We start from the raw sequence: 13,931 nt of genomic DNA on the forward strand, positions 1-13,931 counted from the left end.
TACATTCCTGGCAGATATTGATTCTTTACGCTCTGCGCTCTTGTGAATTCAGGAGTAAAGGAATGGCCACCAGCTTATTGAAGGACGGTTTCCCGAAGGCTCACCTCACCACCCGTGAGCGGGTAGAAAGCAGCATTGACCTGCGTCGACTGTTTGCTGTGATCGACGCTGATCCTGCAATTGCCGGGGCAGGGGTGGTTTACCTCGACGCCCAGTTGTGGCCGGTGACGTTGCGTGAGTTTCAGCCGATTTGCAGTGTGTTGCCCAAGCGCGTGATCTTGCGGGAGATGCCGAGGTCGATGGCGCGGTTGGATTTTGTGCGGCGGTTGGAGCATGAGCCGGTGGAATCGCAACTCGTGTTTGAGGCGCTCGGGATGGGGCTTGCATGCGGCAGTGCGATTTTAGGTTGGCTTGTGGCAGTCAGTGGTACTGCTGCAATCCCATTTACTGGCGGTATCAGCTCAGTGGTTGCAGTTGTTGGCTATACATCTGCTACGGCCAGTTTCGCTCAGTGCATTGTTGGCGGGTATCGTGTGTACAACGAATTGACCGATCCCTCGAAAAATCAACTGCTGGACAGTGATCCTTGGTATCAACATGCAACCGCTGCTCTGGACGCTGTTGCGCTTGTGGGGGCCGGCACCTCCTTCCTAACGACTGTAAAGCTAGTCAGTTTGACGAAGGCAACCACCGGCAAAGGTTGGTACCCAGTACTCAAGGGGCTTACTCGACAGGAAAGAGCAAAATTGACGAAGGAGTTGTTGAGTATTCAACATCCGCGTTTGACTTCGAAAATGATCAAGTTGAAACAGCTGGCAGGTGATTTACCTAAGCGACTGACCCCTGCGAAGCTTCGTCATGCCACGGTTACTCAGATCAAGGATGTCGTAGGCGCTTCAATGACTGTGGGAGGTAGCGTTGTAAATGGCAATTTTCGAACGATTGCCGTGGGGTTATATGAGGCGTTTGAAGAATGATATTTCTGATGACTTACAAGGAACTTCTGCGTTATTTGAAACGCTATTTTCCTGTTTCTACGGGGGCACTTTTTGCTCAAGGTTTTACGATCGCCATCGGTGTTCCGATGATGATTGGGAGTTACTTTGAAGTGCTACCCGCCGGTGAGAACCTCAGGTATTCCTATTTTTCGGTACTCGGTGCGTCTTTTCTTATTGCCCACTGCAATTTCATGGTTGTCCGTGGCTATCCAGGATGGATATGGGTCCCAGTTATCTTGATGTTCTTGTGCTTGGTTGGTGTTCTACCCACCATCGCCTATCGCCCTCATAAGGTTTTCTATGTGTCAGGCATTCTGTTTCCATTGCTTGCCCTATTACTGCTCAACAGCAAGCGCTACCGCGAAGCTCGCAATGAGTGGGTAAAACTGCGCGAAAAGCGCCAGCGCATCGGCAGAATAATCCGCACCCAGCGCCAACGAGTCCGGCGCTAGGCGCGGTTATAAGGCGCTACCGCTCAATCGACCGACTCCACCGCGCATTCCACTCCGGCCGCGCCTGGTTCACCTGGTCCCAATCAATCGAAATCGCCGTCTGCAAATACCCCTGCATCGCTTCCACCCGTGCACGGGTCTTGTCGGTGGTCGGTGTGGTTGGGTTCGACGGGATCTGGTCGCCTTCTTCCAGTGCCGGGGCCTGGGCCTCGGCGGTCAGCAGGAAGGCGGCGAGTTTCTGCGCCAGTTCCGGCTGGTCATTGCGCGCAATCACGCATTCGGCGACGTTGAGCACCACCGCGCCTTCCTTGGGCTGTGCATATTCCATCGGCACGCCGAGCAGTTTCTGGGTGGCGACCTGGGTCGGGGTGAGGGGGAAGATCGCGGCTTCGTCGGTCTGCACCATCTCGGAGATCTTCGCCGAGCTGGCGATGTATTCCAGCACGTTGGGGCCGACGGTTTTTGGCCAGGCCTTGAAGCCGGGCTCCACGTTGGTTTCGTCGCCGCCCTGCAGGCGGTTGAACATCAGGAAACCGTGCAGGCCGAAGGTGGAGGAGGCCAGGGATTGGAACACCACTTTTTCCTTGAACCGTGGGTCGGCCAGGTCCATCCATGAGGTCGGCGCGGCCCAGCCTTTTTCCTTGAACATGCGGGCGTTGTAGCCCAGGCCGGTGACGCCCAGGGTCACGGCCACGGCTTGGTCCTTGATCTTCGCCTTGTCCGGGATCTGCGCCAGGGTCGGGCTTGGCGCCAGTTTGTCGCACAGGCCCATGGAGATGGCGCGGTACATGATGCCGTCGTCGAGGAACATCACATGCATCTGTGGGTTGTCTTTGTTGGCCTGGACCTTGGCGAGGATGTCCGACGAGGTGCCGGGGACGATCACCACCTTGACGTTATTGGCCTTCTCGAACGCGGGCAACACCTTGTCGGCGTACACCCGTTCCATGGTGCCGCCGTTCATGCCCAGGTACAGCGTCGGTGCGGCGTGGGCGGTGGAGGCGAGCAACGTGAGGGACAAGCAGGACAGCGCGATACGTGGGTTCATGGATGTTTTTCCTCTCAGGCTTGGAAACGACGGATGGAAAACGCTTCGATGGGTTGGCGGCTGGCCCCGTTGCAGACGATCTCTGCCAAGGCTTCACCGACCGCAGGACCGAGCTGGAACCCGGCGCCGGCAAAGCCGAAACCGTGGAGCAAACCCGGTTGGGTGCTGCTGGGGCCGATCACCGGTTCATGATCGGGTAAATAACCTTCGGTGCCGCTCCAGGTGCGAATCGCCTGGGCACCCTTGAGGAACGGGTACAGTTCGCCGGCATTGCGCAGGATCTCCAGCACCGCCGCTTGCCCCGGACGCGCCTGTTTAGGCCCGAGGGCAAAGCCGCGACCGCCGCCGAGTATGCAATTGCCCCGGGCCACTTGCCGCGCATAAATCCCACCGCCTTCGACACCGGTGCTGACGTTCATCACCACCGGCAGCGGTTCGGTGACCAGCATGGCCGGGTGCGCCGACATGATCGGCACCGGCTCGTCAAATTGCGCGGCGAGGGTGCCGGCCCAGGCGCCGGCGCAATTCAATAACCAAGGGGCCTGCAGGTGCAGGCCGTTGGCGCAGTGCACGTGGAAATGGCGGCTGTCATGTTCGATCCGCACCACGTCGGCCTGCTCGTATACCGATGCGCCAAGGCGTTGCGCGGCGCGGGCGAAGGCAGGCGATACCAGGCGCGGGTTGGCGTGGCCGTCTTCGGGGCACAGTGAGGCGCCCACCGCGATATCCCCGACCCAGGGGAAACGTGCGCGCAGTTCGGCGTGATCGAGCAACTGCAAGCCCAGGCCAAAGCCTCGGGTGTGCTCGGCATACGCCTGCAACGCGGCGAAATCCCCATGACTGCGCGCCAGTTTCAAATGGCCGGAGCGCACGTATTCGCCATCGATACCGATCAACCCCGGCAAGTCGGCCCACAGCTGATGGGCGCGCTGCGACAACGGCAACTGATGCAACGGCCGACCCTGGCGCCTGACGCCGCCGTAGTTCACCCCGCTGGAATGCGAGCCACAAAAGTCGCGCTCCACCAGGGCCACGCGCTGGCCTTTCTGCGCCAGCATCAAGGCCGCTGAAGCACCGACGATCCCGCCGCCCAGGACAATGGCGTCGATCATGGCTGCCCCTCCACGCCAAACGGCAGCGGCTTGATCGGTGCCTGGCCACGCAAGCGGCCGACGTTTTCAATCCCGCGACCACTGCGCTCGGCGACTATTTCCGCCGCCGCCAGCCCGCACATGCGGCCCTGGCAGCGCCCCATGCCGACCCGGCAATGGGCCTTGACCCGGTTGATCTCCCAGTGGCCCTCATCCACCACGGCGCGTATATCGCCGACACTGACTTCTTCACAGCGGCACACAATCAATTCATCCGGTGCCTGCGTCGCCCAGTCTTCGGGGAAGGGGAACGCCGTTTCCAAACCCTGGCGAAAACGCTGGATGCCTGCCAATTGATGCTCCAGCACAGCGGGGCGGCGATGATCGATGGCCACGCCCGCATCTTCCAGCACCGCCAGCGCCGCCCGCTCGCCGGCCATCTGTGCGGCATCCGCACCCATGATCCCGGCGCCGTCGCCTGCCAGGTACACGCCTTCGCGGCTGCTGCGCCCAGCACTGTCCCGTCGCGGCAACCAGGCACGGTTCAAGGCATTCCATTCAAATTCACAGCCGAGCAGATCCGCCAGTTGCGTTTCGCTGCGCAGGGCATGGGCGAAGGCCACGGCGTCACAGGCCAGCCCCTGCGTATCCCAACGAATACCGCTGACCCGTTGTTCACCCTCGATCTGTTGCAGCGTCGCGCCCTGATGCACCGGCACCCCATGGGCGCTCAGCCAGGCGCGGTAATACATGCCCTTGGCCAAGGTCGCCGGTTGCCCGAGCAGCGCCGGCAACGCGCGGCACTGTGCACTGAACGGTGCGCTGTCGAGCACCGCCACCACCTTGGCCCCGGCCTTCGCGTATTGATAGGCCACCAGGTACAGCAACGGCCCGCTGCCACAAAACGCCACGCGCTCGCCGATGGCGCAGCCCTGATACTTCAAGGCGATCTGCGCCGCGCCCAGGCTGTAGACGCCGGGCAGGGTCCAACCCGGCACCGGCAGGATGCGGTCGGTGGCGCCGGTGGCGACGATAATCCGCGAATACTCGACGCTTTCGGCACGGCCGTTATTGAGCATATCCAGACGATCATCCTCGGCATTCCACACCAGGGTTTCCGGCCGGTAGTCGATCAACGGCGCCAACTCGTCCAGGGTGCGGTGCACGGCTTCAGCCTTGCTCGCCTCAAAACCGTATACCTGCTTGGCCGTACGCTGGAATCCCAGGGGTTGACGCCGATAGATCTGCCCACCACCGCGCAGGCTCTCATCCACCAGGCACGCCTGGATGCCGTGGTCGAGCAGGGTGCGTGCCGCGCTGATTCCCGCTGGACCGGCGCCCACGATCACGACCGGCTTCATGCTTGGCGCCCCGGTTCGCGGCTGATCGCCAGGCCTTCTTCGAGCAGCGTCGAACAGGCGCGCACACGGCGCCCATCCGCCAGCCGCACCCAGCAATCCTGGCAGGCGCCCATCAGGCAGAAACCGGCGCGGCGCTCGGCGCTGAAATCGCTGCCGCGCAGGTGCTCGGCGCAGGTCAGTACGGCGGTCAGCAGGGTGTCGCCGAGCAAGCCGGTGGCCGCTTGCCCGTCGAGGGTGAAGGCCAGGGCAGGGCGCTCGGTTTCGGCTAATCGTTTGAACAAGGCCATCAATGTTTCCCCACCAGCACGCGGTCCAGGCCGTAGACGCGGTCGAGCAGAATCATGGTCGCCGCCGTCAGCGCGATCACCAGCGCCGACACCGCCGCCATCATCGGGTCGATGGACTCGGTGGCGTACACATACATGCGCACCGGTAGGGTTTGCGTGGCCGGCGAGCTGACAAAGATCGACAGCGTCACTTCGTCGAAACTGTTGATGAACGCCAGCAACCAGCCCCCGGCCACGCCGGGCAGAATCATCGGCAGGGTGATCTGGCGAAACAGCGTAAAGCGCCCGGCGCCGAGGGATTCGGCAGCCTGCTCGGCGCTGCGATCAATGCCGATGGCCGCCGCCAATACCAGGCGCAGCACATACGGTGTGATGATCACCACATGCGCGAGCATCAACCAGGTAAAACTGCCGTTGACCCCCATCAGTGCAAACAGGCGCAGCATTGCCACCCCCAGCACCAGGTGCGGGATGATGATCGGCGACAGGAACAGCGCGCTGAAAAAGTTGCGGCCGAGGAACTGATAGCGACTGATCGCCAACGCCGCCGGCACCGCAATCAGCGTCGCCAGCGTGGCGGCGGTAAACGCCAGGACCAGGCTGTTGTAGAACGCCTGGATAAAATCGGCGCGCTCGAACACCGCGCGAAACCAGCGCAATGAGAAGCCCGAGGTGGGCAGGCTCAAGGTGTTCTCTGGCGTAAACGCCACCAGGCACACCACCACCAGCGGCGCCATCATGAACAGCACCACCAAACTGTGGAAACCAAGGGCCAAAGGACCGTTTCTGGACATGCGCTCAAACCCCCAGGGACTTTTTGTAGCGGCTTTCGAGCATGCGGTTCCAGCTCAGCATGATCAGCAGGTTGACCAACAGCAGCACCACCGCGATGGTCGCCCCCATGGGCCAGTTGAGTTCCGAGAGGTATTGGTCGTACACCACGGTGGCGACCATTTTCAGGCGCCGCCCGCCCAGCAGGCCGGGGATCGCAAACGAGCTGGCGGCCAGGCCGAACACGATCAAGGTGCCGGACAACACCCCCGGCATGACCTGGGGCAACACGATTTTGCGCATCACCGTGGCCTGGCTCGCCCCCAGCGACAAGGCTGCCTGTTCGGCCGATGGGTCAAGCTTTTGCAGGGAGGTCCACACCGGAATGATCATGAACGGCAGCATCACGTGCACCAGCGCGATAATCACTGCGAACGGGGTGTACAGCAGCTTCACCGGGCGCCCGCCGAGTGCCTGGATCACCTGGTTCACCAGGCCGTCGGCGCCGAGCAGCAGGCTCCAGCCGAAGGCGCGCACCACCACCGAAATCAGCAGCGGCGTGAGGATCAGGATCAGGAAGATCGAGCGCCACGGCGTGCCCATGCGGCTGAGGATGTAGGCCTCGGGCACGCCTATCACTACGCACAGCAGGGTTACCAGCGCGCTGATCCAGAAGGTGCGCCAGAAAATCTCGTAAAAGTATGAGTCGCTGAACAACGCCAGGTAATGGGCCAGGGTCCACTCATCTCCCTTTATGCCCACCTGGTAGTCGAACACGTTGAACGACAGCACCAGGGTCAGGCCCAGCGGCAGGAGCAACAGGCCGGCAAACAGCAGCAGTGCCGGCAGCGAGAGCCAGTAACCCCGGCTCATGGGTGCACCTCATCCGCTGCCAGCACCCGCAGCAGCCCGGCTTGCCAGTCCAGGCCGACCGCTGTGCCGTTGCCCATTGGTGCGCTGCCATCGTTGCTGCGCACCACGGTGATTTCGCCGAGAGGGGTGTGGACGCGGTACAGCCATTGGCTGCCGAAGAAGTAGCGGTCGAGCACTGTGCCTTGCAGGCGACCCGAACCTGCATCTACCAGGCTGATTTTTTCCGGGCGCAGGCTCAGCGTCAGCTCGCCGTGGCCGCTTTCGTGGCGGACTTGCGGCGTGCCCAGCTGGTCGTAGTCGCCCGGCAACAGGTTGGCCTTGCCGACGAAGTCCGAGATGAAACGGGTGCGCGGGTGCTCGTAGAGTGTGTACGGCGCATCAATCTGGGTCACGCGCCCGGCCTGCATCACCACCACGCGGTCGCTGATGGACAGTGCTTCGGCCTGGTCGTGGGTGACCATCAAGGTGGTGATGCCCACGGCGCACTGGATGCGGCGGATCTCGAACTGCATCTCTTCGCGCAGGTTGGCGTCCAGATTAGACAGCGGTTCATCCAGCAGCAGTACCGGCGGTTCGATCACCAGGGCGCGAGCCAGGGCCACGCGCTGGCGTTGGCCACCGGACAACTCCCGTGGGTAGCGCTCTGCGTGGGGGGCAAGTCGCACCAGGTCGAGCACGGTCTTGACCTTGGCGGCGATCTCCACGGCCGGCACTTTGCGCATCTTCAGGCCGAAGGCGACGTTGTCGCGCACACTCATGTGCGGGAACAGCGCATAGCTTTGGAACACCACACCCAGGCCACGGCTGGCGGGCTTGGCGTGGGTGATGTCGCGGCCGTCGAGCAGGATTTGCCCGCCGCTCACGTCGACGAAGCCGGCGATCATTTGCAGGGTGGTGGTCTTGCCGCAGCCCGAAGGGCCGAGCAGGGAAACGAACTCGCCTTTTTCCACCGCAAGGTCGGTGGCGACCACCGCGTCGACGGCACCGTAGCGTTTGCTCAAGGCGTTGAGTTGGAGAAATGCCATGTCTGCGTTCCACCTTTTTGAGTCGCGTCGAAACGCGCTTTTTTGTTTTGGGCAGATGCGAAAAGGGTATTGCGGGTGCGTTGGCGCTCGATCTGGGTCGGCTACCGTTAGTTGTTCATTTCGCCCCTGTGGACGCAGATTAGGACGAAGACTAGGATGGACGGAAGATGGAATTTCACTGAGCGGACTACTATTTTCAGTTTTATTCATTCATCAGAATTAGAAGTGAGATTGAGTGTTATGGATTCCACTGAGCGGAATGAAGCCCATAAGGAAGTCGGCGCTGGCGGGGTGTCTCGGCTGTTTGCGCTGCTGCGGGCCTTGGGTGAAGTGCCCGAGAGCGGCGAGCGCGTGACCCAGCTCGCGCAACAGGTCGGTTTGTCCCAGCCGACCACCCATCGCCTGCTGCGCAGCCTCATGGATGAAGGCATGGTCGAGCAGGACGCGCGCAGCAAACGCTACCGCCTGAGCCTGGAGTTCTTCGCCCTGGCGGCCAACGCAGGCAAGACCGGCAACCTGCGCGACCTGGTGCGGCCAAGCCTGTTGCGCTTGAGCGCTTCACTGGGGGATTCGTTATTCCTGCTGGCGCGCAGCGGCTTCGATGCGATCTGCCTGGATCGCAGCGAAGGCCCGTACCCGATCCGCACCTTCACCGGCGATATCGGCGGCCGCGTTGCGCTGGGCGTGGGGCAGGGCAGCCTGGCGATCCTGGCGTTTTTGCCGGAGGAAGAGCGCGAGACGGTGATCCGCTACAACCTGCCACGGCTCAAGGACTTCCACCTGTACGACGAAGTGCTGCTGCGCTCGGAGGTCGAGAACGTGCGCACCCTGGGCTACGCGGCGCGCAATACAGGGGTGCTGGAAGGCATGGCCGGGTTGGCGGTGCCGATCCTCAATCGCGATGGGCATGCGGTGGCGGCGTTGAGTGTGGCGACCATCAGTGATCGATTGGGGCCAAGCCGGTTGCCGATGGTGGTGGAGTTGCTCAAGCGCGAAGCGACGGCGATCGGGCCGCGCATCAACCCATTTGACCCGACTTTGCGCCGGCCCTCGATGGCTTTTGGCGATTGACCTGGGCGGCGTTGAACCAGAAGGCGATGCCTACTTGGTCGTGAGGGTTTTTCTCTATGTGGTACGGGGCTTGGTCTGAACATGGAAATATCATGTTCGTGCAGTCGATTGTCCTTTTATCCCGGATCATGGGAACCGTTAAGTTGCAGGCCGCCACACATGGAACGTTGATCCAGGGCGGGGGTGTCCTGGGCTGGCAGTGAAGGATTCCATTACCGAGGTACTACTATGAGCATGTTTTGTCCGCCTGCGCCAAATTGCATGAAAAATGAACCTGCCTTTTCCCCTATGCCAGTCAGCAATGGCCAATGGCGTGGCGTAGGTCAGCCTGCACATAGTGGTGCAGGCTTGCCTCCCGCGCGTATTTTGGGAGAGTTTGCAAACAACTTCGATTACTTCAGAACGCCAGGATCTCCCTTCGTTTCCCGTGACTCGCTTGAGCACGCGGGCAATCGTTCAATGACCGGAGATACCTACCATGATCGGATGACAATGCTCGCCCGGGAGATCACCCGTAATCCTGAAATGGCTAACGTGCTGGACGGTATCACCAACGGCGGCGAGCAAGATGGCCTTATCAGCCCAGGGGATGTGCAAGAGACTATGGCTCTGTATGCCACGCAAAATATGTTCTCCAACTCGCGGGGCATGCAAACCGGACTGGGTGGCATGTTCGGCGGTATGCGCCAACTACGCATGAATCAAGAGTACTTTGCGCCGCAGCCTTCTTACACTGGGGGCGCCTACGGCGGTCAGGCTCCGAGGTCTGAATTCAGTCCGTATGCCAACGACAGCAAGGAAGACTTTTCCAATAAAGTACTGGCCCGTTTCGGCGCCCTGGAAGATCCGAATAAGCCAGGATTCATCACTGACAAGTCTCTGAGTTCAGTCGCGGGCGGATATCACCTGGATGGCCGGCCAGCCACTCAAGATGAGATGGAGATTGCTCAGGAAATGCTGTCACGGGGCGATCAATTCAAACAACTCGACCAAGGCCGTAGCGGAAAGTTGGACGGTGCGTTTTCCAGGGATGATCTGGGTGACGCATCGAACAAATTCAGGGCTGTCAGCGATCACGATCTTGTTCAAGTCATAAAAGATAATTTCAGGCAGTACACCGCTGGCGCTAACGACGGCTACGTTAATGTCAATGAGTTGAAAGAAGCCGCAGGCGTGATTCCGTCGGATCGAACATTCAACCCCGACGCGCGTGAAGCGGCGGCTGAGATGCTGCTGCGTCCAGGACTTCTACGGGAGTTGGATATTGGCATTAGCGACTCTGGGCGCGGGGTTGAGGACGGTCGGTTTGATATACACAACCTTGACTATATGCTCAGGAATACTAAGTAGACCGGATAAGGTTTGACTTACAGGGCCATGCAAAAACGGATGGGCGAAAACCTTTTTATGGTGCGTTTCCCACGCGTCACGTCCATCCGGATGGCCGCCGGTACGATCTATCGGAACAGATCAGGTGCGACCGGCAAGCGTATCGCCTGATGGCTTGCCAGGTCACGGGCCTGCAACCGGATAAAGCACGGGAAGATAGGATCCAATTACGGTATAACCCTCGGACGCTTTAGTTCTCCGAGGCCCCTTTTTTAATGCAAAGCCCTTTGCAACGCCCGCTGTGGCAGATCTACCTGATCTTTCTGGCACCGATGGTGCTGTCCAATTTCCTGCAAAGTTTTTCCGGCACCCTCAACGGCATTTATGTCGGGCAAATGCTCGGCACCCAGGCGTTGGCGGCGGTGTCGGGGATGTTCCCTATCGTCTTCTTCTTCATTGCCCTGGTGATCGGCCTGGGGGCGGGCGCCTCGGTGCTGATCGGCCAGGCCTGGGGCGCCCAGGAAACCGGGATGGTCAAGGCGATTACCGGTGCCACCCTGACCCTTGGCGCACTGGTGGGCCTGATCGCAGCGGTGCTGGGCAGCCTGTTTGCGCGCCCGGCGTTGCAGGCATTGGGTACGCCGATCGATGTACTCGATGATGCCGTGGGCTATGCCCAGATGATGATGTTGATCATGCCGCTGCTGCTGGTATTTATCCTCTACACCCAGCTGTTGCGCGGGGTCAGCGACACGATCTCGCCGCTGCTGGCGCTGATGGTCTCGACCCTGGTCGGCCTGCTGCTGACGCCGGCGCTGATTCGCGGCTGGATCGGCCTGCCGCCCTTGGGTATCCAGAGTGCGGTGTATGCAGGCCTGGTGGGGAATGCTTCGGCGATGCTGTTTCTGATCCTGCGCTTGCGCCATAAAAACCACGTGATGGCGCCGGACCGCGAGCTGCTCGCGGCCTTGCGCCTGGATCGCGTGATTTTGGGAAAGGTCCTACGCATCGGCTTACCTACTGGCCTACAGATGGTGGTGTTGTCGCTCTCGGAGCTGGTCATCCTGGCGTTGGTCAATGGCCATGGGTCCCAGGCCACGGCGGCCTATGGCGCGGTGACGCAGATCGTCAACTACGTGCAGTTTCCGGCCTTGTCGATTGCCATCACCGCGTCGATCCTCGGCGCCCAGGCGATTGGGGCAGGGCGGCTGGAGCGTATCGGGCTGATCCTGCGTACCGGGCTGTTGATCAATACGTGCCTGACCGGGGGCCTGATTGTGCTGGGCTATCTGTTGTCGCACTGGTTGCTCGGGTTGTTCATCACCGATGACGTTGCGCGCGTGAATGCCGAGCACCTGCTGCACATCATGTTATGGAGCATCCTCGTGTTCGGCTTCCAGGCCGTGATCGGCGGGATCATGCGCGCCAGCGGCGTGGTGCTGATGCCGGTGGCGATCTCGATCTTCTGCGTACTGTGTGTCGAGCTACCGATGGCGTACCTGCTGAATGCGCACTTCGGCCTGGAAGGTGTCTGGATGGCGTTCCCGGTGACGTACCTGGCGATGCTGGGGTTGCAGACCGCGTACTACCGGCTGGTGTGGCGGCATAAGCAGATCAAGCGGTTGGTGTGATAAAAGGATGCGCAATTTAAGGACTCAAGGCGTTTAAGTCATGGCGAACCCCTATGCCGAATTGTTCCAGGTTCCTGGCGCTCGGGCCTTCGTATTGGCCGGCATGCTGGCACGCATGCCGGTGTCCATGGCCGGTATTGGCTTGATCACCATGCTTTCCCAGGTGCACGGCGGTTATGGCCTGGCCGGTTCGGTGGCGGCGGTGTTCGCCCTGGCCACGGCGTTTTGCGCGCCGCAGGTGTCACGCTTGGTGGACCGGTACAGCCAGGGCCGGGTGCTGCCGATTGCCGCCTTGATCGGCGGCGGGGCGCTGTTGCTGCTGTTGCTGTGCACGCGGTTGCAGGCGCCGACCTGGACGCTGTTCCTGTTTGCTGCCCTGGCGGGCTGTATGCCGAATATGTCCGCCATGGTGCGGGCGCGCTGGACCGAGCTGTACCGCGGCCAGCCCAGGCTGCAAACCGCATTCGCCCTGGAATCGGTGCTGGATGAGGTGTGCTTTATCATCGGCCCACCCATTTCGGTGGGCTTGAGCGTGGTGCTGTTCCCCGAGGCCGGGCCGCTGGTGGCCGCGCTGCTGCTGGCGGTTGGGGTTACCACGTTTGTGCTGCAACGCGCGACCGAACCCCCGGTGCATGAACACCACGCTCATCATCGGGGTTGGCTGATCGCCTCACCGTCGGTGCTGATCCTGATGATCCTGCTGCTGGCCATGGGGGTGATCGTGGGTGTGGTGGATGTGGTCAGCGTGGCCTTTGCCCAGCAGCAGGGCCAGCCGGCGGCGGCAAGCATCGTGCTCTCGGTGTACGCCATCGGCTCGTGCCTGGCGGGGCTGGCCTTTGGCACCCTCAAGCTCAAGGCGCCGCTGCCCCGGCAGTTCCTGTTCTGCGGCGTGGCCACGGCGTTGACCACCTTGCCGTTGCTGCTGGTCACCCACATTCCGGGCCTGGCAGTGGCCATCTTCATTTCCGGACTGTTCTTCGCCCCCACCCTGATCGTGTCCATGGCCCTGGTGGAAAAGAGCGTGCCCGCGAGCCGCCTGACCGAAGGCATGACCTGGTTGATCACCGGCCTGAGCATCGGCGTGGCCATCGGCGCCGCCAGCTCCGGCTGGATGATCGACCATTTTGGCGCCGCCAGCGGGTTCTGGGTGGCGTTGGCGGCGGGGGCGGTGGTGATGGGGGCAGCGGTGCTCGGGTATCGGCGGTTGGGTTGAGCATCACAACCCACAATGAAACGTCAGTCAGTCACGGGGCAGGAATCCCCTCGGTGGTGTTGCAGGAATTCGTTCAGCGCCTGGCGCGTCAGGTCATTCAGGGTCACCTTTTTACGTGTCGCTTCAAGGGCGGCGGCAAGATGAAGGTCGTGGCCGACGCGCACGTTGAAAGAGCCTTTGCACGGTTTCTCCGGTGTTTGCCCAAGGGCCTGGCAGGTAGCGAGGTAGTCGTCCACCGCCTCGCGAAACGCGGCGTCCAGTTCCGCGACGGTTTTGCCTTCGTAACTCACTAGGGCCTTGATGAACAGGATCTTGCCGAACAGGCAATTGTCTTCGAGGCTGGCTTCGATAGAGCCGATGTAGCCATTGTGTTTCAGTTGGTTGTTCACTGAATCAGTTCTCCTGATTTCAATTGTTCGATGATCTGGCGTCGAATGTAGTGTTTCAGTTCGTTGCCGGGATGAGGCTTGTGCAAGGTGATCATTGCGCTCGGATCGCCGATGTCGAACTTGACGCGGCTTCCAGCCCCCTCAATCTGTGTGTAGCCGAGACGACGCAGCAGCGTGACGAGCTCTGGCCAGGTAAATGCCATCTGCTCGTTGAGCAATTTGGCGAGCAGCTTTTCATTTTTGGACACGGCGTTCCCTGCGTGTAACTAAATGTAGTTGCAAAAAGTGGTGTTCGTCAATGCTAGCTGGGGTTCGTGCGTGTTTCCCGAGGATTGATGTAACCCTTGATGACAGCTCGCTCTACGCCTCCCATCCCCCGCTAATTTTTCCCT

15 protein-coding genes are annotated in these 13,931 nt (G+C 61.1%); 6 read left to right on the plus strand and 9 right to left on the minus strand.

All coding sequences use genetic code 11. From position 1 onward, the window contains the following. Nucleotides 1–62: 62 nt before the first annotated feature. Nucleotides 63–977 (plus strand): NAD synthetase, encoded by a 915-nt coding sequence (locus tag NIBR502773_RS27760; protein WP_141157467.1) that lies wholly within the window; start codon nt 63–65, stop codon nt 975–977. An 8-nt stretch (nt 978–985) separates the two neighbouring features. Then, nucleotides 986–1,450 carry a hypothetical protein gene (locus tag NIBR502773_RS27765; RefSeq protein ID WP_257228078.1) on the plus strand — a complete coding sequence of 155 codons (465 nt, stop codon included), beginning with the start codon at nt 986–988 and terminating at the stop codon, nt 1,448–1,450. Nucleotides 1,451–1,466: 16 nt separating this feature from the next. On the opposite strand, the gene NIBR502773_RS27770 is transcribed toward NIBR502773_RS27765, so the two are convergent. The 7 genes from NIBR502773_RS27770 to NIBR502773_RS27800 are packed head-to-tail and all read right to left on the minus strand — an operon-like array spanning nt 1,467 to nt 7,906. Further along, nucleotides 1,467–2,498: an ABC transporter substrate-binding protein gene (locus NIBR502773_RS27770; RefSeq protein WP_115489123.1), complete on the minus strand. Its 1,032-nt coding sequence runs from the start codon at nt 2,496–2,498 to the stop codon at nt 1,467–1,469. A gap of 14 nt (nt 2,499–2,512) precedes the next feature. Further along, a complete protein-coding gene (locus tag NIBR502773_RS27775; protein WP_141157469.1) occupies nt 2,513–3,610 on the minus strand; it encodes an FAD-binding oxidoreductase in 1,098 nt (365 codons plus the stop codon). Beyond that, nucleotides 3,607–4,950 carry an NAD(P)/FAD-dependent oxidoreductase gene (locus tag NIBR502773_RS27780; protein ID WP_141157470.1) on the minus strand — a complete coding sequence of 448 codons (1,344 nt, stop codon included), beginning with the start codon at nt 4,948–4,950 and terminating at the stop codon, nt 3,607–3,609. The genes NIBR502773_RS27775 and NIBR502773_RS27780 overlap by 4 nt, the downstream gene beginning before the upstream one ends. Next, nucleotides 4,947–5,237 (minus strand): (2Fe-2S)-binding protein, encoded by a 291-nt coding sequence (locus NIBR502773_RS27785; protein WP_065939771.1) that lies wholly within the window; start codon nt 5,235–5,237, stop codon nt 4,947–4,949. Before NIBR502773_RS27785 ends, NIBR502773_RS27780 begins: the two co-directional genes overlap by 4 nt. Next, complete coding sequence (locus NIBR502773_RS27790) at nt 5,237–6,031, minus strand: ABC transporter permease (protein WP_065939770.1); 795 nt, start codon at nt 6,029–6,031, stop codon at nt 5,237–5,239. Before NIBR502773_RS27790 ends, NIBR502773_RS27785 begins: the two co-directional genes overlap by 1 nt. A gap of 4 nt (nt 6,032–6,035) precedes the next feature. Further along, nucleotides 6,036–6,881, minus strand: a complete 846-nt coding sequence (locus NIBR502773_RS27795) for an ABC transporter permease (protein WP_065939769.1) — start codon at nt 6,879–6,881, stop codon at nt 6,036–6,038. Next, nucleotides 6,878–7,906, minus strand: a complete 1,029-nt coding sequence (locus NIBR502773_RS27800; RefSeq protein ID WP_065939768.1) for an ABC transporter ATP-binding protein — start codon at nt 7,904–7,906, stop codon at nt 6,878–6,880. The genes NIBR502773_RS27795 and NIBR502773_RS27800 overlap by 4 nt, the downstream gene beginning before the upstream one ends. A 240-nt stretch (nt 7,907–8,146) precedes the next feature. On the opposite strand from NIBR502773_RS27800, the gene NIBR502773_RS27805 reads away from it, so the two are divergent. The 4 genes from NIBR502773_RS27805 to NIBR502773_RS27820 all read left to right on the plus strand — a co-directional run bounded on the left by NIBR502773_RS27805 (nt 8,147) and on the right by NIBR502773_RS27820 (nt 13,150). Continuing rightward, nucleotides 8,147–8,977: an IclR family transcriptional regulator gene (locus NIBR502773_RS27805; protein WP_141157471.1), complete on the plus strand. Its 831-nt coding sequence runs from the start codon at nt 8,147–8,149 to the stop codon at nt 8,975–8,977. A 261-nt stretch (nt 8,978–9,238) separates the two neighbouring features. Continuing rightward, nucleotides 9,239–10,327 (plus strand): hypothetical protein, encoded by a 1,089-nt coding sequence (locus NIBR502773_RS30720; protein ID WP_177414158.1) that lies wholly within the window; start codon nt 9,239–9,241, stop codon nt 10,325–10,327. A gap of 254 nt (nt 10,328–10,581) precedes the next feature. Next, nucleotides 10,582–11,937 carry an MATE family efflux transporter gene (locus NIBR502773_RS27815; protein ID WP_141157472.1) on the plus strand — a complete coding sequence of 452 codons (1,356 nt, stop codon included), beginning with the start codon at nt 10,582–10,584 and terminating at the stop codon, nt 11,935–11,937. Between the two features lie 40 nt (nt 11,938–11,977). Next, a complete protein-coding gene (locus NIBR502773_RS27820; RefSeq protein WP_115489114.1) occupies nt 11,978–13,150 on the plus strand; it encodes an MFS transporter in 1,173 nt (390 codons plus the stop codon). 23 nt (nt 13,151–13,173) lie between these two features. On the opposite strand, the gene NIBR502773_RS27825 is transcribed toward NIBR502773_RS27820, so the two are convergent. Continuing rightward, nucleotides 13,174–13,539: a type II toxin-antitoxin system HicB family antitoxin gene (locus tag NIBR502773_RS27825; protein WP_141157473.1), complete on the minus strand. Its 366-nt coding sequence runs from the start codon at nt 13,537–13,539 to the stop codon at nt 13,174–13,176. Further along, complete coding sequence (locus NIBR502773_RS27830) at nt 13,536–13,787, minus strand: type II toxin-antitoxin system HicA family toxin (RefSeq protein ID WP_027607491.1); 252 nt, start codon at nt 13,785–13,787, stop codon at nt 13,536–13,538. The genes NIBR502773_RS27825 and NIBR502773_RS27830 overlap by 4 nt, the downstream gene beginning before the upstream one ends. Between the last annotated feature and the right edge of the window lie 144 nt (nt 13,788–13,931).

It is taken from the genome of Pseudomonas sp. NIBRBAC000502773, from assembly GCF_006517195.1.
GTDB lineage: Bacteria > Pseudomonadota > Gammaproteobacteria > Pseudomonadales > Pseudomonadaceae > Aquipseudomonas > Aquipseudomonas marginalis.

What these genes read in the sequence shown, in the direction of transcription:
- NIBR502773_RS27760 (WP_141157467.1), top strand. Translation starts at nt 63, where the DNA reads ATGGCCACCAGCTTATTGAAGGACGGTTTCCCGAAGGCTCACCTCACC.
- NIBR502773_RS27765 (WP_257228078.1), top strand. Translation starts at nt 986, where the DNA reads ATGACTTACAAGGAACTTCTGCGTTATTTGAAACGCTATTTTCCTGTT.
- NIBR502773_RS27770 (WP_115489123.1), bottom strand. Translation starts at nt 2,498, where the DNA reads ATGAACCCACGTATCGCGCTGTCCTGCTTGTCCCTCACGTTGCTCGCC.
- NIBR502773_RS27775 (WP_141157469.1), bottom strand. Translation starts at nt 3,610, where the DNA reads ATGATCGACGCCATTGTCCTGGGCGGCGGGATCGTCGGTGCTTCAGCG.
- NIBR502773_RS27780 (WP_141157470.1), bottom strand. Translation starts at nt 4,950, where the DNA reads ATGAAGCCGGTCGTGATCGTGGGCGCCGGTCCAGCGGGAATCAGCGCG.
- NIBR502773_RS27785 (WP_065939771.1), bottom strand. Translation starts at nt 5,237, where the DNA reads ATGGCCTTGTTCAAACGATTAGCCGAAACCGAGCGCCCTGCCCTGGCC.
- NIBR502773_RS27790 (WP_065939770.1), bottom strand. Translation starts at nt 6,031, where the DNA reads ATGTCCAGAAACGGTCCTTTGGCCCTTGGTTTCCACAGTTTGGTGGTG.
- NIBR502773_RS27795 (WP_065939769.1), bottom strand. Translation starts at nt 6,881, where the DNA reads ATGAGCCGGGGTTACTGGCTCTCGCTGCCGGCACTGCTGCTGTTTGCC.
- NIBR502773_RS27800 (WP_065939768.1), bottom strand. Translation starts at nt 7,906, where the DNA reads ATGGCATTTCTCCAACTCAACGCCTTGAGCAAACGCTACGGTGCCGTC.
- NIBR502773_RS27805 (WP_141157471.1), top strand. Translation starts at nt 8,147, where the DNA reads ATGGATTCCACTGAGCGGAATGAAGCCCATAAGGAAGTCGGCGCTGGC.
- NIBR502773_RS30720 (WP_177414158.1), top strand. Translation starts at nt 9,239, where the DNA reads ATGAAAAATGAACCTGCCTTTTCCCCTATGCCAGTCAGCAATGGCCAA.
- NIBR502773_RS27815 (WP_141157472.1), top strand. Translation starts at nt 10,582, where the DNA reads ATGCAAAGCCCTTTGCAACGCCCGCTGTGGCAGATCTACCTGATCTTT.
- NIBR502773_RS27820 (WP_115489114.1), top strand. Translation starts at nt 11,978, where the DNA reads ATGGCGAACCCCTATGCCGAATTGTTCCAGGTTCCTGGCGCTCGGGCC.